We start from the raw sequence: 21,933 nt of genomic DNA on the forward strand, positions 1-21,933 counted from the left end.
CAAGGCGTTGAAGACCTGCAACATTGCTGTTCCACCAGTCAGTCGTTGAAGCGGAAGCAAGCTGCCGATAATGCGGCAGCCAGATTGCAGGCCTGCCGAGCCCATTCAATCCTGCCGGATCTCGCCACACAAGGATTTGGTGCCCGCTACTCTCGACCAGGCATTCTGCTGTCAACGTCGTCGTGGTCTTGAAATATCCGCAGCGAACATCACGCGTAATAGCGTTAAAACTGAGTTCATACCAGCCCGGCTAAAAAGTGCTCATCTTCGTTCCTTCGGATACAGGGGCATTTGCTCTGGGGAAGCGATAGTGACTCGTCGGGGCTTACCTGAAGCACTCGGTGTGCCTCTTGAGAGCGAGCACGGGCCTCGGCTTCGCTCGCAGCACCACGCCATGGCTCAAATTGGAAGTCTGGTGGCTTTACAGGATAGTCTGGGCCGGGATAGTCGGGGTGGCCAGAACCCATACTTGAGATGATTATTCTCACCTTCCCATCAGGCAGGAAATGTACATTGACGTTTCCCGGCTTTTCGTATTTCTCAATTGGCACGATCGCTTCGTGCCACGTCTCTTCAGCCTCTGCGCCCGTCGCATTCGGATCTGAACTCGAGGTGGTCCACCGGACCTCGGCAGTCAAGCCTTCATGCCACTTCCCTGGGTAAGTCACACAACAAACGAAGCTGCCGCCTCCACCATAGGCTCGGGAATTACCACCCCATGCATCATTGACATAAAACTGGTGAATGTAGTCAGGGGTATGGTTGTAAGGAGTGATGCTAGAAGCAGCGGTATCGTCCGGTTGCTCGCCCCCTTTGCCGCACGCCGCGACCAGCATCGTCAACGCAGAGAAGATCATTACAGCCACTAATGCTCGCTTGTGCCTCATGGGTGTTCCTGTTCATCCCGCACGTGTCACATGACCCGAACCGCGGACGTCTAACACAAAATCTTGCTTATCAGAAAATCGGAAGTTCGCTCCTACCACACGCCGCAAGCCTCACAATAAATGCCGTCACGTCACCGCGTCAGGAATACTCGCACGTGCTCTGTTACGAACTCACCATGCCACCAGACTGATGGGAGCAACGATCGCCACCACTCCCTTCCAGCACGTTCCACAAAGTATCTGACCATTGCGTCATGCATTCCTGAAGGCTGTCACCACTAGCCACCTGTTTCCAGGTATCCGCCAACTCTGGCAATTGATAGAACGTCTCAGCACAGGTAAGGCTTAACACGATGAACTGCAACCGGTCCGCAGGCCGCTTTATGCCCAGCGTCGTCGCGCGATCGAGATAGCTCATTAGCGCTGCATGGAAATTCGCTCGCTGCTCGCCAGGAACCAACTCCGGCGTCGTGTCCAGAAGGAGGCTGAACATCGTATCGCCCTCGCTGGCATCCCAAGCAGCCCCAAGATGCAATGTTTTGCGTCACCCGGCGACGTTGTGAATCCGTCAGCACGCGCCACAACTCCGGCAGTATGCGCGTGCCGGCAAACCGGCAATGGAGCTCCATGTCGCCGTCAACCTGAACCATCGCCAGATAGGCCAGCGTCTGGCATACCTTCTCCATCGGCTGTGAGGAAGCCAACCAACTGAACGCCGGGGCGGCCGCCCCTGACGCTATGAGTTGCCGAATCTGCGTTTGCGCATGGGCATCCCCAGTGGGCAACCCAATCAAGTGCGGCGCCATATCACCAAAGGCCGCAAACCGCGAGTGCTCCAGCACATTGTGAATCGACCAGCCACGCTTTCGCATGGTCGCCTGGATTCTCGCAAAGTCCACAAGCATAGCGTCGACCAGCAGCCACTGTGAAAGGCCTTCTTGTTCGGACTGCCACTGGACAATTTGCGCGGCCACAGCTTCCGGTATCAGGACATCGACAGCAAACTCCACGACATTCCTCATTGCAGCATCGAAAATGGCACCCCCCGCTTGGCGGCTTCCAATGCGCACTCAACGCATACGCTGGATGGAAATAGCGGAATGCCATAGAGCTGGTTCACCGCTCCCTCAAACTTCCTCTGCGCCGCCTTGTAAGTAATCGCCCCCGGACATTCCACGGTAATATTTCCGCCCTCGATCAATATCGAAGCCCCACCCGCCGTGGCAATGCGGATCCGTTTCGCCGCCGCGAAATCCACGTTCATGTTGGCCGACACCACGGTCAAGTCATCCCGTGCCGCCAGCTTTAACAAATCGTGCTGCGCCTGGATATCGATATCATTCTGCCCCGCCGTCAGCTGCAGGCCGATGTTGTTGTCCCCGGCGCTTGAAAGTCCCGCCGCCACGCCGATCGCCTGCCCGGCATGGACGCGGGCCTGGCCATCGTAGTCTTGGAATCGCGTGCCTGACGGCTTTCCCGCACGCGACAATCATCACGGCCATGAGCAGTGTGAAGCCATAAAGCCATGCGCGCTTCGAACCCGATGCTAGAACCATTGAAAAGTCGGAAAAGCGCAGTCTGTCCACCTCGCTATTGGATGCCGGCCAACTCCGGCATTGGCGGAGTCGTGGGTCGCAGACGGATGCTCTTGAGCAAGCCATCCAGCCGTGGGCGGGCTTGCTCGTAAGGTGGTGCGTCCTTCGTCAGTTTGGGGTAGGAAGCTCGGGCTGCCGACTCCATCACCACCTCGATGGTCGGCAAGATTTGCGAACCCGCCCAGCCGGCGTATCCGGTGTACACATGATAGCCCTCCCGCGGTGGCTGGCCCGGACGCTTGGCTTCCACCACGATTCCTCCCTGCTCTGAGGTCAGTGCTCCAATCTTTGCGGGACGAGGACCCAGGCGCTGCTTCACTGTTGTATTTTCAGGCAACTGGCTGAGTAATCCGGTCGCCGAACGACCGGTCGCGTTCAATATCGTCGTCTCCGATGCTCCACCGCCAGGAATCGCGGCAACGCTGAGCGTGTAGATCACTGCGGGACTATCTGCTAGGCGAAAGGACGTGGATATCTTGTTGCCATAGGTGCCGTCGTCGCGCAGGAACGCATAGGGTAGGCACAAGCCCAGGTCCTTGGGGATCTCGTAAAGCTCCCGGGGTTGAAGTTTGCTAATCAGCTCGCGCAGAGCACTCTCGGCGATTTTCCATTGATCTTCAGTCGGCTCAACATAGTTCTCAAAGCCTCTCAACATCGATTGAAAGGCAACAATGTGCTTACCTAACACAATTGCGCCGCGGAAATAGGGCTTGGCCGCTTTTAGATCGGCCCGAAACGCTGCACTATTGGGCCGGCGTAAGTCGATTGCCTTTCGATGTTGGCCAGACTTGATATCCTCGAGTTCTTTTTCGAGCCTTGCTCTATCGTCAGCTACGTGCTCCTTGATTCCAGGCCCAAGGAGCTCCGGTCGCCTCATATACATGTCCTCCGTTTCCTTCTGCAGCTCCAGGGCACGTCCCAACCCGCTGAGTGCAGCGGCATTCATTTCCTCCCTGTAGTTTAAAAACTCATCACGCAACTTTGGAGTTAGGGGACCATACACCGCGAACACCGTATTTAATTGACTGGATTCGATTTGAATTCTTCCTTTACCCGTCCCGTCATCAAAGTGCTGGAAAAGTCCGTCGAAGGATCCATTCTTACTCGTCTCGGATGAAACCGCCCATTCCATTGGCATCTTCTCCGACGTGTCAAACATCAGTCTACCTAGGCATTCTGACTTATGGTCGGCAGGCTTGACATACGTCGGTGCCAGCGCCGCCAGCCGATCTTCACGGCTTGGGTTCGGTATTTCCACTCGTTTTCCAAAGCGATCTACACCTGATGTGGTCTTCGGCTCCTCGGCTTGTCCGCGCGGACCACAGGCAAACAATGTCATAACAGCACAAATGCTAGCTATTCGCCTCAATAATTGCTGTGGTCTTCTGGACATTAATGAATTCCCTTGCTCCAACTTACGTATTAGCTCGATCCGATTTACCAAAAGCAGCCGCTGCGGTCCGCTGCGCACGGTCCGCCTCTTCGTCAAAATCCACATTTGCCAACGTAGTTAGGTTCATCTTTGAATCATTGTTTTCACCAAGCGTCCATTGGAGCGGCAACGCAACGATAAAGCCTCGAATTTCAGCAGGTCTTTTCTCTGGCAAACGCTGCTTGGCATCCCAAGTGAAGCACTCATCTCGCGGTTGATCTGGCCGCCAGAACCGCTCATTGAATGGCATGTAACCTTTGAGGACGCTTTCGTTATCATCCCACGTCGCCCATATTGAACTGCGATTTCGGGGTTTAGCTAGATGTGGGAAGGCGTTTGCATATGCCTCAGCATTTGCGGAGGCTAAAGTTTTGATGGCTTGCCAAGTGTCTCGATTAGCAGGCGCGTCAAGTATGGTCGGCGCTCCAAGTCTTCCAGCTGGCGCAGCCCCCCCCATCAGCCCAAAGTGTTTCCTCCACAACCCCTTACGCAAATCTTGCACGAGCGATCCGACCCCTTGCAAATCGTTTCCGTCTAGTTTTGCCACTGCAGGCTTGTCATCATGAATGATGACAGCCAATTCCGAGTCTCTGTCTCCGAGTTGGCTTCGATCATTGATATTTGCACTGCCAAGAACCACCACGCGATCATCGGCAATCAATAACTTGCTGTGGACATATATCTGCTCGGTGACAGGCCGATTTTTCAGTACGTCCCAATTGCGTAAGTTGAGTAGTGTCAGGTATTGCTCCCACTCTACCTGTCGAACCTTCTCATCCAGCACATTAGGCTTTACCTCATTTGCTAATTCCCTCGCCCTCTTCACCTCCATCTTCCGCTCACGCACATACATCATCGCCAGCAACGCGCGCCGAATCCGATTCACCAGACTGTGGCTCCCAAACACCAGCGACTGCATCGTCAGATGCTGTTGCGTCATGATGTTGATCGTGTCAAGTGTCCCCTCGGGATGTACAGGCAACACCATGTAGACATGGAACGGCTTGCCGTCGTAGATGGCCCGTGTAATCCGATCACCCAACGCCTTGCAAATCGGATTCTTCAGGGACTTTTGAGACGGTCCCAGGGCACTGAAGCCAGCGATTTGGGCTTGCGTGGCCATGACCCGCTTCAGGTCATTGACAAAGTCGGCGCCGCCTCCCCTGATGTCCCGCTGCACGTCGTCGATCTGGCTCCATTTGAGGGACTTATAGATCTGTCCGGGCGGCACACCAAGTATGCCGAGTTGCGCGGCATATTTTTGATATCCCGGCGACCCTTTGACGTCCATCAACGCATGCATCGGTCCTGAGGCCGGGGCACCGCCGCCCGCTTCCTCGTTTCCGATCATGGTGCTCCCATAATCGGACTGAAAAAACTGACCCTCGATGTAAATAAAATGCGACGCGCCCTCGATGTTCTTCAGCATTGCGCTCAGGCAGCTGCTTTCCGCAACGCTCGGCGTAGTCTTTTCCGCCTCTCCGGCAGCCTCGGCCACCCGCATCTTCTTCGGGGCGCTTCGGAGGACCTGGACCCAGCATGACCCTGGCTGGGTCTTGGATCGGACAGGACGGTGTGCAGCCCCGATGCGGGGTGCCTTGAGACGAGCCGCGATACCGAGTTGCCGCAGCAGCGCGTCGACCGTCCTGCCATCGCTGCGCTCGTACTGCAGAGCCACGCCATTCCAGCGCCGTACGAAATTGCGACTCAGGTCATAAACCGACGGCCCTTCGATTCGGCAATGCACGTCATGCCAGGGCATGCGCGGCTGTACGCTGCTGTCAGGGCACTTTCCGCCGGCAGGCAAGAGTTTCCCCAGCTTCTCCAGGTTTGCATAGCACTGCTTGCGCTGGCTGCCTTCTGCTTGCAGGGCCAGCACCAGGCGCATGACAAAGGCCTGGATCGTATCGGCTGTATTTTGCAGGAGGCTGGGCGGCAAGCTGTCCAGCGTGGCGCCGTTCAGCCACGCCATCAGCGCGGTGGTGGCGTCGGCTACATGCGCGCCGCCGTACTCGCGCAGTTTTTCGACCTTAGTCTGAAGGGTCGTTCCCAGCTGCTGGTAGGCCCACTTGCTTGCACTGGCTGCGGATTCCTGTGCGGCGTCGATGACTTTGTCCTGGGCCTTTCGCACGAATTCCGGCACGACGTCGCTGGTCACCCACCAGTCGGAGATCTGCTTGTTGACGTCCTTGACTTTGTCGCTCGCCGCGGAATACGCGTCCATCGCACCCGCCAGCGGCTTCATTGGTGCGGATAGAAAGAATTGCGCCGCACGACCCGCCTTGTTATCGAAACAAGCCGCCACCAGTTCGGCGCGTGTCAGGTATGCCGTTTGTTCTACGCTGCTGAGGCTATGAATCGGTGGTACGCAACTGTTATAGAACTCGCTGCCCTGCCGCCCGTCTGCCTTAAGCGAATACTTGCCATCATCCCGCCTGCCGTAAGCAAGGTCGATGCCGCCCACGTACGCAGACTTGTTATCGATGACCACCAGCTTCTGGTGATGCGAGAAGGCAATGCCCAATGCACCGGATTGATCGCATTGCGATACAGCCGGCAGGACGAAGGCTCGCGGAGCGGGCAGCCCGGCGTTGAGCTGAATCACCGTTAGCGCGGTCTCCAGGTCTCCTGTGTCGACGCCGACCTTGGGAGACATCCAGGGCATGACATAAACGCTGGCCCCGTTTCGGACGGCGGTACGAAGGCATGTCCAGAGCGTCTTCTTGCCGGTCAGCACGACATCGAAATTCACTTGCCAGCCGGTGATAAACACGCTCGACTGCGCGCCTTCTATCGCCTTGGCAACGTTGTCGAAGTACTCTGTCCCCGTGACAAAGAACTGCACCGCGTTGCCCTTCACGGGCTCGGAGAATACGTCCTTGCCGTGCACGAAGCAGCCGGGCGCAGACGTCGCCGTCTTTGCGGCCTTCTGGTCTTCACCAAGGATCTGATACACCTGCTTGTCTGGCGCACCCATAGCTTCTTATTTACTGAGTTTTTTTGTAGATCTGATTGGGCGACCCCGCAGTCAGCGCATCGCGCGCATAGCGCAGGCGTTGCTGGGTATTGTCGTCCGACATGGATTGCGGCAAGCCACCGCTGAAATCACCGGCATTGAGCGCGTGGCGTGCTGCCTCCTCGTCCGTCCACGACGGATCCTGCTCGGCGACGTGCACGCGTACGGTCTGGCCGGGATATACCAGCCAGGTGTTGGCTGGACTGGCGCAATAGGCCCGCGCCAGGGCTTCCTGCTGGGCCTGGCTGAGGACCACGTTGCCATCCGCGTCGGTAACGCCATGTGCCACCAGTTCGTCGTCAGCCACCATGCCGAGTCCCAGCGGCGCTTCGCCAACAGCGATCTTCCAGGGCGCGTGAGCCAGCGCGTGCCCGCCTTCGCCCGGGGTATTTGCCAGTCGCATGCGGAATTCCATGGGCTTGTAAGGCATCGGGGCTTGCGGAAATTCCGGGAGCGGGTAGGCACTATTCACCGCCCCCTCGAACTTCCTCTGCGCCGCCTTATAAGTAATCGCCCCCGGACACTCCACCGTAATATTCCCGCCCTCGATCAATATCGACGCCCCGCCCGCCGTGGCAATGCGGATCCGTTTCGCCGCGGCGAAATCCACGTTCATGTTGGCCGACACCACGGTCAGGTCATCCCGTGCCGCCAGCTTCAGCAGATCGTGCTGCGCCTGGATATCGATATCATCCTGCCCCGCCGTCAACTGAAGGCCGATGTTGTGGTCCCCCGCGCCCGACAGTCCTGCCGCCACGCCGATGGCCTGCCCGGCGTGCACGCGGCCTTGGCCGGCTACCGCGATGTTGCTGTCCTGGCCGCTGGCCAGTGCCACGCTTTCGCCGTTGGCGATCTGCAGGTCCTGGCCTGCAACCAGCGTCAGCCCGGCGCGGCCGTTGAGGTGGACCATGGCGGCGGCCTGGTGCGGGACCTTGCCGGGGGTCGTGGTGTTGCCGCTGGACGCATCGTCCTTGGCCGCTTCCAGCGCTTGACCATCGACCATGCCGGACGCAGCCTGGGTCTGCTCCGACAACGGGGCGTCGTCATCCTTGCCGGTCGACAGCGCCTGCGTCTGGTGCGTGGTCGCGCCCTGGCTCAGGGTTTTGACGAGATCGCGCGCCTGGCGCAGCAACGCGATGCCGGCGGCGTTGTCGCCGGTGGGCAGCGCACGGCCGGTGACGGCGTCACGGTAAGTGGTCAGCAATAGGCCGGCCTGGCCGCGCACGGCGGCGTGGCCGTCGGTGCGCAGCTCAAAGCCCTGGCCGCGGAAGCTGCCGCGCCGGTTGTCCTGCTGGTGGATCAGGTGGCCAAGGTTGAGCTGGGTCGATTGCAGCGTGGTGGCCAGTTGCGTGCGCAGTTGGCTGTCGCTGTCGTCCAGCACCAGCTGGTTGTAGCCTTTGCCGCCGTGCTCCTGGCTCTTGAAACCCGTCAGCGCGGCGGCATTGCGGTGGCCGTCGGGCTGCGCGCCCAGGCCATGCCAGGCGGGACTGTTGCCACCGGCGAGGTTGCCTTGCGCGCTGGCTGCGCTGTCCGTGCCCTGCGTGTACAGGGACTGCCTGTCACCGCCTGCCGCTGCGGTCTTGCCGCCTGGCGTGGGCGCGTGGCCCGCTTCACCCTGGCCGTTGTACAGCGCGCCGATGACGAATGGCTGGTCGATGTCGTCGTCGGCGAATTTGACCAGCACTTCCTGGCCGATGCGCGGCAGCCACTGCCAGCCCATGCCGGCGCCGGCCTGGCGCTGTGCGACGCGGATCCAGCGGCTGCTGCGGTCGTCTGCGCGCTCGCCGCGCTGCCAGTGGAAGCGCACGCGGATTTCGCCGGCTGGGCTGGCGTGGTGTTCGGCGTTGCCATCCGCCTGGGACTGGCCGTCAGGACCGACGACGATCGCGCTATGCACCCCCAGCGAACTGGACCGGCTGTACAGACGCGGACAATCGACGTCGAGTACGCAGGCGCGCCAGGGACGGCGGGCGTCGATGGCGCGGAACATGGCCGCGTAGCCCTGTTCGCGTGCTGCCGTCTGCAGCGCTTGCGTGGGAGCCAGGCGCACGGGCTCTTGATCTGGCAACACGCCCAGCAAGCCGGGCGTTGCCTCTGCGGCGTCCGGTGCGGCCGGGGGTGTGTCGAAACACAAGGCCGCCTCGAGCGGCCCCATGCGATCGGCCAGTGCGGCGCGCGTGTCGGCGGCCAGGTTGTTGATGCCGCACTGCTCCACCGCATCGAGCAGCAGCGGGTAGCCTGCCGCATCGTCTTGCTGCGGCGGCAGGTGTGGGCAGCCATTGACGGTCAGCCGCGTGCCGCTGCGCAGCGTGCGCACGGAGGCCCGGCCGGTGAACAGCAGCGCGCGGGCTTCGACGGCTTCGATCACCTGCTCGGCAACGCGCTGCGCGCTCGCCGCGTCCGGCGCCAATGACAGGCTGACGGACAGGTACGGATCCGGGCTGACCGCCCGGCCCGCATTGCCAACATAGCGTGCCGGGGCGTGGCCGCGGATGGCCCGCTTGGCCTCCGGATCCCATGCCGTCACCGCCACGCCGCCCACGGTCGCGCGGGTCTCGCACGCGAGCTGCTGGATGGCATCGGCCGATTCCTGGCTGTGCGCGCGATGGAAGCGGATGCCGCCACCCGCCGCAGATTCTTCATCTTCCGGCAATTGCGCGCTGTCGGCAAAGATCACCACGGCATGCCCGCCAGGGGCTTCCTCGTCTTCCACGACGGTATAGCCCAGCCCGGCCTCGGCCAGCAGACGCGACAGGAAGTGGTAATCGGTTTCGCGGAACTGCGCGACATGGGTACGCTCGCCGATGGCGGCGATGCGCGCTTCGGCGCCGGCTGCATAGCGCCATTGCGCATGCGGCGCATAGGGTTGCAGCACGCTTTCGATGATGCTGTCGAGCTTGCGGTTCTGGAACACCTGGCTGTTGCGCTGCTGCGTGGTCAGCCACAGCCACGGCACCACCGTCAGGCGATAGCGCGCCAGGCTGCCGTCGGCGCCGAGCTTCTCGGCCTGACGGATCAGGCCGGTGCGGCGCGACTGGCCGCCGCCGGCGAGCGTGGTCAGCAACGTGACCCGCTGGCCAAGCAGGCTGTCCAATGAGATATCGGCATTGGCACTGACCGCGACGATGCGCGACTCGGCCAGCGCGGACACGCCTTCGCGGCCGATCCAGGCTTCGACGGCTAGCTCGCCAAGCGCGCCTTCACCTTCCAGCGCATACAGGCGGTGTGCCGCGCTGAAAAGATGTTGGTAAAGAGTGGTTACATCCATTCGCTGTCCGTTCGTGCAGCTGCAACTGCTTAGGGGCCAACATGCCCGCGGGGACTACCGTTGCCGGCGCCCGCCTTGGATTGCAAGCACGGTGTGGCGCATGCCCGGCCGCCACACCGATTCTCTGTAATGCGATCGAACCGTGGCGGGTTTCAGTTGCGCGCCTTGGTGGTAGAGCGCGTGCTCGCCGTCGCCGTGCTGATCGGCTTGCCCTCGGGTTGGGACAGCAGCGCCGCCAGGACTTCGGCATCGGGGTCAGACGCCGTGCCCGTGGATTTGCGACGTGTTGTTTTCGACTTGGCCGAGGTGCTGGCCTTGGCGACGGTCTTCTTATCCTTGCTGTTCGCAGCGGTACTGGTGGTGCCCTTCTCCACCGGCGTCGTCGTCTTCGACGGTGTTGTCTTTTTGGTATTTTTGCTGACTTCAGTAGTCTTTGGCCGTGCCCCGGCTGGCTGGGCACCGAGAGACGTCAGCGCGGCCAGCGTGGTCGCACCCGCGACGGCTCCTGCGGCAACCGCCGCGCCATCGACCTTGCCGAGCCGATCCAGCGCGGGGTCGCTGTTATCGGCATCGACGATGGTTGCGGCTTGCGGCTGAGAATTCTCGGCAACTGATTGGGCGGATTCCGCCGATGCGGCGGAAGTGACCGGCGCCGATGCGGGCGCATTGTCGGCCAGCGACTGCCCGCCGGGCGCAGCTACACCGGCGGAAGGCTGTGCCGGGGCCGCCGGATTGCTCGCCTGGATTGATACGGGCGTATCGGCGACCCAGTCCAGCCAAAGCCAGCCTGCCACAGCCGTTGCGGCAACAGCGACCAGGCCCGCTCCCAGGTAGCGCCCAGCGGGCTTCCTGGCCGGAGCCTTGGCCGCCATCGGCACGCGGCCTTCCAGGCTGGCCAGGATGCGGGTCTGCCCGGCGGCGTCGGCGTCAGGCTCGCTGCCGAAGAGCGTTGGTGGCGCTGACGGCTTCACATCGTCGCTATTGCTCATCTGTCATCAAGAAATTTGAAATAAAATGCGCGGCGGACGCTACTGGCCGGATTTACAATTACCGGCCCGTTGTGTCATATATGGCAGATTCGATCATTTTGGCCTTAGACTCCCGGATTCTACGGCTGGCATCGTCGAAAGACAAACCCGATACGCGGGAACACCACCCCGGATTGAGATCAAATCGAATACAGATGTAAAAAATACTGAATATGCTCGGCACCCTTGCGGAGGCTTCGCCGCCGGGGCGCAGCCCAGCCCCGGTCAAGCAGGTAAGCATGGTCTTTGTCGCACTGGTCCTCTATTTCGTGTTGATGGTTGCCGCGGCTGCCGTGCTGCTTCTTCCTGCAGTACGGCAGCGCTGCTTGGCGGTAGCGCGCTCGCAGTGGCGCCGCCTGAGCACCAGCGCGGCGTCGGCGGGTTCGCAATCGGCCAGTTCGATCCGCCACTCCGTGGGCAGCGCCACCACGACACTGGCTTCAGCCCGTGACTTCCTGGCCAAGCGCCGCGCGCTGGTGCTGGCTGCCGCCGGGGTGGTGACGCTACCGCCGGTGCTGGCGCTGGCGCTGCGCCACCGGCAGGTCTTTCAGTTCGAGGACGATGACGGTGTGCGCGAGCCGGATCCGCAGATCGCCGCGCTGCTCGATGGCGAGCGGCTGGTGCCGCCGCCACCGCTGCCGCCAGAGGTGTTCACCACGCGCGAAGTGGAGCTGATCCGCCCGGCGATCCGCGAGGCCAGCCGGGACTGGGAGCAACTGGATGCCGAATTCAGGCAGCGGCTGCTGCTGGTCTACAAGATCATGCGCGACGAGCATGGCTATGAAATGGCGCTGCTGGAGGGCTACCGCAGTCCGGAACGGCAGGCCAAGCTGGCGGCGATGGGCAGTCATGTGACGCAGGCCGGCGCCTACCACAGCTATCACCAGTTCGGGCTGGCCGCGGACAGTGCCTTCTACCGCGACGGCAAGCTGGTGATCAGCGAGAAGGACCCGTGGGCCATGCGCGGCTACGAACTGTATGGCCGTGCCGCCGAGTCGGCCGGCCTGGTGTGGGGCGGCCGCTGGAAGATGATGGATCTCGGGCACGTCGAGCTGCGTCGTCCGGGTGTGCTGGGCAAACGGCCGGCACAGCAATAACGGCACGATCGCCCCCGCATGGCGGGGCTGGCGGGAACATGGATACAGGACCGGCAGCGGTGAGCCGGCGCAATTTGGGGAGAGCGTAGTGGCACGTCCTTTCATTCTGCTGGGCGACAAGACCGACCACGGCGGCGTGGTGATCACCGCCTCGGGCAACACCAGCACCAACGGCAAGGGCATTGCGTGCGTGGGGGACCGTGTCACCTGCCCTCGCTCGGGCCATGGCGGCACCACCGTCATCGTCACCGGCGACCCCAACGTGATCATCGACGGCCGTGCCGCCGCGCGGCACGGCGACAAGACCGCTTGCGGCGCAACCTTGCTGTCCAGCCAGGGCGTGACCGGCAGCGCATGAAGTCCCGGCAGCGAACGGCCGTTTCAAACGCACTTGCGCCGCTACTCGACACGAAACCATGTTTCCAAGACTGATCAAGTCCACGCTGATCCTGTTCGCGGTGTTCGCCGTGGTGTGGGTCGCGACCATTGCCTGGTGGCAGTCGATCAACCGGATGCCGACCACCACGGACATCGTCACGCACCTGGCGCTGATGCCGGCGGGCATGGTGGCTGCCTACCTGGTCATCAAGCGGGCCCTGGACGGGATCCGTACCAATGTCGCGGCCGCCAGCCAAACACCCGCCGCTGCGGCGTCCGGAGAAGCCGGCAATGCCGTGGAGGGGGTGCAGGCGGAGCCCAACGATCCCACCCGTACCTGGCGTGCGGCGCTGCTTGCCACCGCCGTGCGCACGCCTGCGGGCAATGCGCCCGATGCGCTGGCGGAGGCCGCCAAGGCCGGCAACCGGCCTGGCCTGGTTGCGCTGGATGGCTTGCCTGCGCCTGTCTTTGCTGCCCAGGTGGAGTCGCTCGATATCGAAAGCCTGCGCACGGAATTCGCCGCGCGCACGCCTGATCTGGCCTGGGACGACGAGGCCCTGCGCGCGCTCGCGCTCGCGGCCGAGGTCACCGACGAGCTCGCCATGCAGGCGGCGGTCTACGCGCCAGCCGGCCACGACATGGCCGTGCCGGATAGCACCGCCCCGCTGGTGGCCACCCTGCTGCTGCCACGCGGCTGGCCGGAACCGCGCCAGGCCGCGGCAGGCGACTGGTTGCGCGAGCGCTTGTCCCAATACTGGCCAGCCACGCGACTCACGCTCGAAGCCACGGCCGCGCGCGGCGACGGCGATGCCCTGCTGTTGCTGGATCGCGCCACCCAGGCCGTGAACCGCCCGGTCGACGGCCAGCCGGCGCTGCGCATGCTGGTGGCCGCCGATTCACTGATCGGCGCCAATACCGTCGAAGCGTTGGAACAGGAAGATCAGTTGTTCAGTGCGCGCTGCCCGCATGGCCGGACCCCGGGCGAGGCCGCCGCCGGCGTGCTGCTGGGCGCGCACCAGCCTGCCGCCGGCGCGGCCAAGGCCGGCACGGACGAGGATGCCGACGTCCAAGCCGATAGCGCACCGATCCTCATCACGCGCACGGCAATGGCCCGCCTGGAAGCGCCTACGGCAGACCGCGGCCAGCCACAGCTCGAGGCGCTGGCTCACGCTGTCACCCAGGCGCTCGAGACCATTGCCGGCAAGGCCGAAGCGGCGCCCCAGGATGCAGCAGACACCGCGCCGCCGTCCGAAGAAGCCCCGGCGGCAGTGGCAACCATCGTCACAGACACCGGCGTCCACCCCGTGCGCACGGTCGAGATCGCCCAGGTCGTCAGCACCCGTTTCCCGACGCTGGACCCCGTGGCCGACCTGCTGGCGCTGGGCCTGCCGTGCGGCTACGCCGGCGCCGCCGGTGCGCTGCTGCCAGTGGTCGTGGCCCATCAGCTGGCGCTCGATGGCGGCCGGCCCGTGCTGGCACTGAGCGCCGGCGACGCGCAGCAGCGTGGCGCCGTCGCGATCCTGCCGGCGTGATCCATCGCCTGACCCGAACCACGCCCCCGAATCCCGTATTGCTCCCGAGCCAAAGGCAACATGCATCGCATCCTTAACTTCCTGACCCACACACGCACGCTGTCGGTATTCGGCGTGGTCGTGCTGACCGTCTTCCTGTTGCTGATGGCGCAGACTTTAGAAATCGGGCTGGCCTGGGTCGCCATCGTCCTGGGTGTGTTGTTGCTGGCGTGGCTGGCCACCTACCTGTGGAAGCGCTGGCGCGCACGCCGGGCCAGCGGCAAGCTCGAAGGCATCCTCGAGCAGCAGGCCGACATGGCCGCCAAGGCCGCGCCACCCGACAAGCGCGACGAGGTCGAGGCGCTGCGCACGCGCCTGGCCAGCGCCGTAAAGACCATCAAGAGCTCGAAGCTGGGCCAGATGTCGGGGAGCGAGGCGCTCTACGAGCTGCCCTGGTACATCGTGATCGGCAACCCCGCGGCGGGCAAGAGCACGGCCGTGCTGAACTCCGGCCTGCAGTTTCCGTTCGCCGACAAGAACAGCGCCGTGATCCACGGCATTGGCGGCACGCGCAACTGCGACTGGTTCTTCACCACCGAAGGCATCCTGCTCGATACCGCGGGCCGCTATGCCGTGCATGAGGAAGACCGGCGCGAATGGCTGGGCTTCCTCGACCTGCTCAAGCGCTATCGGCCCAAGGCGCCGATCAACGGCATCGTGGTCACGGTCAGCATTCCGGAACTGACGCAGAACCGGCCCGAGTTCGCCATCAACCTGGCCAAGAACCTGCGCCAGCGCGTGCAGGAACTGACCGAGCGGCTTGAAGTATTCGCGCCGGTCTACGTGATGTTCACCAAGGCCGACCTGATCACCGGCTTTACCGAATTCTTTGGCGACAACGAGAAGCAGGAGCGCGACCGCGTCTGGGGCGCCACCCTGCCCTTCGCTCCCGAAGAGCGCCGCGATGTCGCCTCTGTATTCGACCAGCGCTTCGACGAACTGTGCGACGGCCTGAAGGAGATCAGCGTGGCGCAGATCGCGCAGCACCGCAACGGCAAGCTGTCGCCGGGGCTGCTGAGCTTTCCGCTGGAGTTCGCCTCGGTCAAGCCCACGCTGCGCGCCTTCCTGGTCACGCTGTTCGATGAGAACCCGTTCCAGTACAGGCCCGTGTTCCGCGGCTTCTACTTCACCAGCGCGGTACAGGAGGCCAGCACCACCAGCGTCTCGGCCGAGCGCATCGCGCGCCGTTTCGGGCTGAAGCTGGAAGGCGTGGCCGGCAATCGCGAGGTGTTCTCGAAGAACGGCTTCTTCCTGCGGGACCTGTTCTCGAAGGTGATCTTCGCCGACCGCCGCACCGTGCGCCAGTTCGCCAGCCCCGCCAAGACGCGGCTGCGCTTCGCCACGTTCTTCGGGCTGGTGCTGGTGCTGGGCCTGCTGCTGGGCGGCTGGACCTGGTCGTTCCTCGGCAACCGGCAGCTCACCGCCAACGTGCAGGCGGACCTGGACAAGATCGTCAAGATGCAGCAAAACCGCGTCGACCTGCAGGCGCGGCTAGAAGCGCTGGACATCCTGCAGGACCGCATCGAGCAGTTGGAACGTTTCCGCGCCGACCATCCACTGGCGCTGTCGCTGGGCCTGTACCAGGGCGACACGCTGCAGCACAAGCTGCTGGACGAGTACTACAACGGCCTGCGCCAGGTGATGCTGAAACCGGTCGGCGGCGCCATCGAGACCTTCCTGGCGGAAGTCAACGCGCATCCCGAGCAGCTTGCGCCGATGGTGCGCCCGCCAGAAACCGGCGCAGTCGTCGCGACGTCGCTGCCCTCCGCAGCACCGGCTTCCGCCCCCGCTGCCACGGCGGCGGCAACCGCCGCCGCGCCCGCCGCTGGCAAGCGCTACACCGACGCCTCCCCCACCAACGTGGAAGACGCGTACAACGCGCTCAAGACCTACCTGATGCTGGCCGACAAGCGCCACGTCGAGGTCGCGCACCTGACGGACCAGATGACCCGCTTCTGGCGCGGCTGGCTCGAAGACAACCGCGGCAACATGCCGCGCGAGCAGCTGATCCGTTCCGCGGAGCGCAACCTGTCATTCTTCCTTGCCCGCGTCAATGACGACAACTGGCCGCTGCTCGAAGGCAACCTGTCGCTGATCGACCAGTCCCGCGAGAACCTGCGCCGCGTGGTGCGCGGCATGCCCGCGCGCGAGCGCGCCTACGCCGAGATCAAGGCCCGCGCCTCCACCCGCTTTGCCCCGATGACCGTGGCCCGCATCGTGGGCGACACCGGCGCCTCCGTGGTCGCCGGCAGCTACGCCGTGCCCGGCACCTTCACGCGCGAGGCCTGGCTCGGCTACGTGCAGCCCGCCATCCGCGAGGCCGCCAGCAAGGAACTGCAGAGCAAGGACTGGGTGCTCAACGTTGCCGCGCGCGACGACCTGACCCTGGAAGGCAGTCCCGAGCAGATCCAGAAGACGCTGGTCACGATGTACAAGACCGAGTACGCACGGGAATGGCAGCGCTTCATGCAGGGGGTGACGATCCAGGACTTCGGCAGCTTCGAACAAGCCGTGGCCAGCATGAACCTGCTGGGCGACCCGGCCAACTCGCCGATCCGCAAGGTGCTGGACACCGCTTATGAGCAGACCTCGTGGGACAACCCGTCGCTGCTCAATGCCGGCCTGAAGCAGGCCAAGTTCGGCATGCTCGACTGGTTCAAGCGCCTGATCTCGCGCGGCACGCCCTCGCAAGTCAGCGTCAATGTCGATGTCAGCGGCGCCAATAGCGCGGCGGGCACCATCCCGATGGGCCCGGTCGGCAAGGAGTTCTCGGGCCTGGCGCGCATCGTTGTCATGCATGACAACAACTCGATGCTGCGTGGCTATATGGAGTCGCTGTCGAAGGTGCGCACGCGCTTCAACCAGCTCAAGAACCAGGGCGACCCCGGCCCTGGCGCACGCCAGCTGATGCAGCAGACGCTGGATGGCAATGGTTCGGAGTTGTCCGACGCCCTGAAGTATGTCGACGAGCAGATGATGACCGGCCTCACCGACAGCCAGCGCCAGGCACTGCGGCCGCTGCTGGTGCGCCCGCTGCTGCAGTCTTACGCCGTGGTGATCCGCCCGGCCAGCGTCGAGATCAACAAGGTCTGGAACGCACAGGTGTACCAGCCGTTCAGCCAGACCCTGGCGACCAAGTACCCGTTTGCCTCGGATGCCAAGATCGAAGCCAGCGCGGCGGAGATCGGCCAGATCTTCGGGCCGGAGGGCGCGATCGCGAAGTTCACCACCGCCACCATCGGCCCGCTGTCGGTGCGCCGCGGCGACATGCTGGCCGCGCGCACCTGGGGCGACCTGGGCCTGACGCTGGCGCCGGAGTTCACTACCAACTTCACGCGCTGGGTGGCGCCTCTGACCGGCGGCGCGGCGGGCGGCAATGGCGGCGCCACGGCCGCGGCGGCCCAGCAGACCGTGTTCCAGATCCTGCCGACGCCCGCGACCGGCACCACCGAGTACACCATCGAGATCGACGGCCAGCAGCTGCGCTATCGCAATACGCCGGCACAGTGGGCCAACTTTGTCTGGCCCAATCCGCAGGGTTCGCCGGGCGCGAAGATCACGGCCACGACCTTCGATGGACGCTCCGTCGAGCTGCTTAACGAGCCCGGCCGCTTTGGCCTCGAGCGCCTGATTGCGACCGCTGCGCGCAAGCGCCGCCCGGATGGCGCCTTCGACCTGACCTGGAGCCGCGACAACATCGCGGTCAGCGTGGCGCTGCGCATCATCAGCAGCCCGCAGACCGCCGGAAACGCCAGCGCATCCGACTCGCCGCAGAGCCAGGGCCTGCGCGGCCTGCGCCTGCCGACCGCGATTGCGGACGCCAATGCGCCGCTCAATACCGCGACGCCGCCAGCCACTTCGCCGTCGACTTCCCCCGCGGCGCCTCCGTCCGCCTCCCCTGCCCCGAACCCGCAGGCCAGCGCGCAGGGCAACGCGCAGGCCACGGCCCAAGTCAACCAAGGAGGTACGGCGCAATGAGCCAGCCGACCCAACTGCAGCTGTCCTATTTCGGCAAGATCCCGTCCCGGGGCGACTTCGTCAAGAGTGCCAATAACACCCAGCTGCTCGATACGCTGGACCGCTGGCTTGCGCAAGGCATGGAACTGCTGGCCGAAGACCCGGCCTGGAAGGCTTGCTATGACGCATGGAAGCCGATGCACTTCGCCTTCCTGGGCTCGCAAAGCAAGCTCGCCATCGCGGGTGTGCTGATGGCCAGCAGCGACCTGTCGTCGCGACGCTTCCCGTTCCTGACGGCAGCGGCGATGGAGGTGGAGCGCCCCTTGCAATTCATCGCCCGCAGCCCGCTGGCGCTGGCCCGCCTGTGGACGCGCGCCGGGCAGCAAATGCATGCGCTCGCACAGGCCTCCGATGCCACCGAAGGCCTGCAGCAACTGGCCCAGTCCCAGCTGGGCGTGGAAACCGGTGCCGGCGCCCAGACCCACGACGCCAGCTTTGCCGACTTCATCGACTTCCAGACCGTGGCCGGCCTGGAACACATGCTGGCCGGCCAGGGCCAGCATGTACGCTTGCGCCGCACGCTGCTGGCGCTCGGCATCCTGCTGCAGCCGCTGATGTCGTCCGGCTCCTCGCACCTGGAGAAAGGCCTGACCCTGCCGCTGCCCGCCGACCCGCTCTACCGCAGCCTGGTCGCTAGCTTCTGGCTGGAACTGGTATCGCGCTTCCTGCACCGGGCCGATTTCGAACTGTCGATCTTCCTCGGGCAGATCGGCGGCAACGAGCGGCTGGTGATCGGCTTCAACGGCGCCTCGTCACGCACACTGCATGGCGTGATCTCGCCGCTGGCCTATGCCGAGCAGAACATCAATATCGATGACCCGGAATGGGTCGAGCAACACGTCAACGGAGACTACGGCATGGCCAAGTTCGTCAGCTACATGGACCAGCCGCAGCTGTCGCTGCGCCTGGCGCTCGACACCTTCCGTGAAGTCTTTGCCGGGGAATGAGCATGGGTGTCAATGCAGTACGCAACCGGGTGGCCCACTTCAAGGCTGCCTCCGCTGTGGTTGGAACACGCACGCCTGCACTGGCCGCGGGCCTGCTGGCCGCGCTGGTCATGCTGCCCGGCCATGCCGCGCCCGGCGATCCCGGCACAACCGCCACGCCTGCCGCGTCCGCAGCGGCCCCTTCAGGCCGCGTCGTCGCAGGTGGCGCGGTCCCTGACGAAGCTACCAAAGCCAGCGTGCTGGCGCGCCTGCGCGAGCTGTATGGCAGCGCCAACGTGGTGGACCAGATCGAAGTCGGCAACGTGGTCTCGCCCCCGAACTGGTCGGCCAATGTGCAGAAGATCCTCTCGCCGCAGATCAAGCAGGTCAGCCGCGGCCAGCTGAGCATCGATGGCACGCAGGTATCCGTGCACGGCGACGTGCGCAACGAGGCCCAGCGCCAGCAGATCGCCAGCGACATGGCCACCGGCCTGGGCCAGAGCTATACGGTGAAGAACGGCCTGCGCGTGCCGGCCTCCGAACAGAACCTGCTTGACCAGACCCTGGCCAACCGGATCATCGAATTCGAGACGGGCGCCGCCACGCTGACGCCCAAGGGCCGCGCCATCCTCGATGAAATGGCTGCGGTGCTGCCGCGCCTGAGCGGGCGCAAGATCGAGATTGTCGGCCACACCGACAACTCCGGCAGCCGCGCGCTGAACCTGACGCTAAGCCAGGCACGCGCGGAGACGGTGAAGAACTACCTGATCGGCAAGGGCGGCGAGCCCGGCATGCTGACGGCGGTGGGTGTGGGTCCGGACCAGCCGGTGGCGCCGAATGACAAAGAGGAAGGCCGGGCGAAGAACCGGAGGATCGAGTTCCGGGCAGGGCAGTAATCCAGCATTGCTGCGATCCACGCCGGCGCATCGATACTGCCGGCGTGGCCTGGAATTACGCGTCGTGATCAGCCGAAGGGTCCGAGGTAACGCCGAGCAGCTCCTCGATCTGCGACAGCGTGGCATCGTCCTTGACCACCGTGCGCAGCCACGCGTGCAGCGGCATGTCCCCCCACTTCGCAGCGCGTGCGGCCAGATAAGCCACCGGACTGTGCGGTTCCGTGCGACGGAAAAACTCCGCGACCTCACGCAATTGCGCCAGTGCCTGGGCGCGCGTGCGAATGGGACCGGAGTGCATGGCATCGGCAGCGTCAGCCGACACGCTTGCATGCCCGCTATGCGCAGGCGAGGACGATGCCTGGTTTGCCTCTGCGCCGGCGGGACGCTCCACCGGCTTGCCGACGAAGCGCTCCACCAGCATACGCACTGCCTCCAGCGCCTCGCGCGCCTGGCGGAAACTTGGCGCATGTTCGCCGGCCCGCTCGTCCAGTACATCGCCCAATAGCTTCAGGGCTGCCTCGCAGGACACCAGGTCCGCATGCAGCGCCGTATAGAATGCCGCCGGCGTCTTCTTCCGCGCCGCCTCGAACTGCTCCTGGCTGACCTTGCCCTGTGCCAGTTCATCCGCCTGCTCCGGATCGCGACGAATCGCTTCCGCGAGGTGCGTCGCCACCTCCCAATCGACGTATGTATAGCCACCCGCCGATTCGTCGACCAGTGGAATCTCGCGGATCAACTGGCTCGACCGCCCCGCCAGCCACGTGACGCTGCCGGTACGGTAATCGACATCGTCGGCTTCCATCACGGGGTGCAGATGATCCCAGTATTGCCCGCAAAGCTCGGCCGTCAGCTGGTATCCGTCTCGCAGCCCGGCAAAACCCCTCTCCTTGGAAAGCGCCTCGGTCAACCACACCGCCAGGCGAAGGTCCTTGGTGCGATCCTGCAACAGCGAAGTGGCAATGCCGATCACCTCGCGCCAGTCCGCTTCCTTGATATCCGTTACCCAATCGCCCTGGTCCAGCGACGGATCGTCAGCGCGGCGCGCTTCCTGGATGCGGTCGAATTCAGCGGAAAACAGGAGGTCTTCGCCGCAGGGCTGGTTGCCAGGAAGCGGGGCAAGCAGGCGGTCGAACTGTAGGGATGCCATGGTGGTCAGTCAGCCTTGGGAACAAGAGGTAAGTGTACCGTTGGAGGTGCGGTAAGGCCATGGGCGTGGTGCCCAGAGCAGGCATTTGCGACGTACACTCTGCTGGATTCAATATTCCGCCTTGTGCGGTCCAGATCCGCGAATCACCATTGCCGATTGTCCGCGCTTCCGCCAATGAAAAGTCTGCTTAGAAACCTGTCACTACATGCCACGCTCGTCCTGATCGTCTTACTCGTTCCCGTGGCAGTGTATGAACTAGTTTCAGAATCCAGGTTTCGAAATGTGGAACTGTTGGCGTTTGGCGGCGCCCTGACCTACCCAGCATACATTGGACTGCGGATCCGGAAGCTTCGAAGTGAGCGGGCCAGGTTCATTCTGTTTCATTTGCTGCTGGTACTGGTGACTGCATTCGTTGCGCTTATCGTTGGAGGAAATCAGCCTTCACTGGCCAGGATCGTGACTCCCGCTGCGGTGGGTGCCGCAACGCTGCCCGTTGCATCTATTGCAGCGCTGCGCGGAAACCGGTGGCTCGCCGTTACGAGCCTCGGCAGTGCCGCCATATCGCTGCCTGTCGGCGCCGCCCTGTCGTGGGTCGTATTTGTTGGTGCCGCGCTATCGGGTATGCGCGGGGGTATGTAGGCTGCTCTGGCACCAAATGATTGTGCGGATAAGCAT

At 63.7% G+C, this 21,933-nt stretch carries 14 protein-coding genes and 1 pseudogene; 7 read left to right on the forward strand and 8 right to left on the reverse strand.

Annotated features, from left to right (window positions below):
• Positions 1-236: 236 nt before the first annotated feature.
• From CBM2588_RS25715 to CBM2588_RS25745, 7 genes and pseudogenes are all read right to left on the reverse strand, one after another.
• Positions 237-887 carry a DUF3304 domain-containing protein gene (locus tag CBM2588_RS25715; protein WP_115683107.1) on the reverse strand — a complete coding sequence of 217 codons (651 nt, stop codon included), beginning with the start codon at positions 885-887 and terminating at the stop codon, positions 237-239.
• 329 nt (positions 888-1,216) lie between these two features.
• On the reverse strand, positions 1,217-1,897 hold the full coding sequence (locus CBM2588_RS25720) for a DUF4123 domain-containing protein (RefSeq protein WP_172583663.1): 681 nt from the start codon (positions 1,895-1,897) through the stop codon (positions 1,217-1,219).
• Positions 1,898-1,905: 8 nt separating this feature from the next.
• A pseudogene (locus CBM2588_RS25725) lies at positions 1,906-2,328 on the reverse strand (DUF2345 domain-containing protein); the annotation flags it as partial.
• 149 nt (positions 2,329-2,477) lie between these two features.
• On the reverse strand, positions 2,478-3,821 hold the full coding sequence (locus CBM2588_RS25730; RefSeq protein ID WP_231942268.1) for a T6SS immunity protein Tli4 family protein: 1,344 nt from the start codon (positions 3,819-3,821) through the stop codon (positions 2,478-2,480).
• Between the two features lie 76 nt (positions 3,822-3,897).
• Complete coding sequence (locus tag CBM2588_RS25735) at positions 3,898-6,891, reverse strand: phospholipase D-like domain-containing protein (RefSeq protein ID WP_115683110.1); 2,994 nt, start codon at positions 6,889-6,891, stop codon at positions 3,898-3,900.
• A 10-nt stretch (positions 6,892-6,901) separates the two neighbouring features.
• Positions 6,902-10,198 (reverse strand): type VI secretion system Vgr family protein, encoded by a 3,297-nt coding sequence (locus tag CBM2588_RS25740; protein ID WP_115683111.1) that lies wholly within the window; start codon positions 10,196-10,198, stop codon positions 6,902-6,904.
• A gap of 152 nt (positions 10,199-10,350) precedes the next feature.
• Complete coding sequence (locus CBM2588_RS25745; RefSeq protein WP_115683112.1) at positions 10,351-11,187, reverse strand: hypothetical protein; 837 nt, start codon at positions 11,185-11,187, stop codon at positions 10,351-10,353.
• A gap of 278 nt (positions 11,188-11,465) precedes the next feature.
• Here CBM2588_RS25745 and CBM2588_RS25750 point away from each other — a divergent pair, with 278 nt between their 5' ends.
• The 6 genes from CBM2588_RS25750 (at position 11,466) to CBM2588_RS25775 (ending at position 20,111) form a co-directional block, all read left to right on the forward strand.
• Positions 11,466-12,323, forward strand: a complete 858-nt coding sequence (locus CBM2588_RS25750; RefSeq protein ID WP_115683113.1) for a M15 family metallopeptidase — start codon at positions 11,466-11,468, stop codon at positions 12,321-12,323.
• Positions 12,324-12,411: 88 nt separating this feature from the next.
• On the forward strand, positions 12,412-12,681 hold the full coding sequence (locus CBM2588_RS25755) for a PAAR domain-containing protein (RefSeq protein ID WP_018007548.1): 270 nt from the start codon (positions 12,412-12,414) through the stop codon (positions 12,679-12,681).
• Between the two features lie 58 nt (positions 12,682-12,739).
• Complete coding sequence (locus CBM2588_RS25760) at positions 12,740-14,233, forward strand: hypothetical protein (protein ID WP_115683114.1); 1,494 nt, start codon at positions 12,740-12,742, stop codon at positions 14,231-14,233.
• A gap of 60 nt (positions 14,234-14,293) precedes the next feature.
• The gene (gene tssM / locus CBM2588_RS25765; RefSeq protein WP_115683115.1) at positions 14,294-18,250 is read left to right on the forward strand and encodes a type VI secretion system membrane subunit TssM; all 3,957 of its coding nucleotides are present in this window, start codon (positions 14,294-14,296) and stop codon (positions 18,248-18,250) included.
• Entirely contained in the window at positions 18,247-19,236 is a 990-nt protein-coding gene (tagF, locus tag CBM2588_RS25770; protein WP_115683116.1) for a type VI secretion system-associated protein TagF, read from the forward strand. The genes tssM and tagF overlap by 4 nt, the downstream gene beginning before the upstream one ends.
• Positions 19,233-20,111, forward strand: coding sequence for an OmpA family protein (locus CBM2588_RS25775; protein ID WP_115683117.1), 879 nt, complete (start codon positions 19,233-19,235; stop codon positions 20,109-20,111). The genes tagF and CBM2588_RS25775 overlap by 4 nt, the downstream gene beginning before the upstream one ends.
• Before the next feature lie 55 nt (positions 20,112-20,166).
• Here the strand turns inward: CBM2588_RS25775 and tssA are convergent, their stop codons facing one another.
• Positions 20,167-21,258 carry a type VI secretion system protein TssA gene (tssA, locus tag CBM2588_RS25780; RefSeq protein ID WP_115683118.1) on the reverse strand — a complete coding sequence of 364 codons (1,092 nt, stop codon included), beginning with the start codon at positions 21,256-21,258 and terminating at the stop codon, positions 20,167-20,169.
• Between the two features lie 174 nt (positions 21,259-21,432).
• Between tssA and CBM2588_RS25785 the strand changes: the two genes are divergently transcribed.
• Positions 21,433-21,897: a hypothetical protein gene (locus tag CBM2588_RS25785; protein WP_147298434.1), complete on the forward strand. Its 465-nt coding sequence runs from the start codon at positions 21,433-21,435 to the stop codon at positions 21,895-21,897.
• Positions 21,898-21,933: the final 36 nt, after the last annotated feature.

Origin of the sequence: Cupriavidus taiwanensis (assembly GCF_900250075.1) — a bacterium.
GTDB lineage: Bacteria > Pseudomonadota > Gammaproteobacteria > Burkholderiales > Burkholderiaceae > Cupriavidus > Cupriavidus taiwanensis_C.

Coding starts and splice junctions, on each gene's coding strand:
- CBM2588_RS25730 (WP_231942268.1), bottom strand. CDS start 3,821: ATGACATTGTTTGCCTGTGGTCCGCGCGGACAAGCCGAGGAGCCGAAG.
- CBM2588_RS25740 (WP_115683111.1), bottom strand. CDS start 10,198: ATGGATGTAACCACTCTTTACCAACATCTTTTCAGCGCGGCACACCGC.
- tagF (WP_115683116.1), top strand. CDS start 18,247: ATGAGCCAGCCGACCCAACTGCAGCTGTCCTATTTCGGCAAGATCCCG.
- CBM2588_RS25745 (WP_115683112.1), bottom strand. CDS start 11,187: ATGAGCAATAGCGACGATGTGAAGCCGTCAGCGCCACCAACGCTCTTC.
- CBM2588_RS25785 (WP_147298434.1), top strand. CDS start 21,433: ATGAAAAGTCTGCTTAGAAACCTGTCACTACATGCCACGCTCGTCCTG.
- CBM2588_RS25775 (WP_115683117.1), top strand. CDS start 19,233: ATGAGCATGGGTGTCAATGCAGTACGCAACCGGGTGGCCCACTTCAAG.
- CBM2588_RS25715 (WP_115683107.1), bottom strand. CDS start 887: ATGAGGCACAAGCGAGCATTAGTGGCTGTAATGATCTTCTCTGCGTTG.
- tssA (WP_115683118.1), bottom strand. CDS start 21,258: ATGGCATCCCTACAGTTCGACCGCCTGCTTGCCCCGCTTCCTGGCAAC.
- CBM2588_RS25760 (WP_115683114.1), top strand. CDS start 12,740: ATGTTTCCAAGACTGATCAAGTCCACGCTGATCCTGTTCGCGGTGTTC.
- CBM2588_RS25735 (WP_115683110.1), bottom strand. CDS start 6,891: ATGGGTGCGCCAGACAAGCAGGTGTATCAGATCCTTGGTGAAGACCAG.
- CBM2588_RS25750 (WP_115683113.1), top strand. CDS start 11,466: ATGGTCTTTGTCGCACTGGTCCTCTATTTCGTGTTGATGGTTGCCGCG.
- tssM (WP_115683115.1), top strand. CDS start 14,294: ATGCATCGCATCCTTAACTTCCTGACCCACACACGCACGCTGTCGGTA.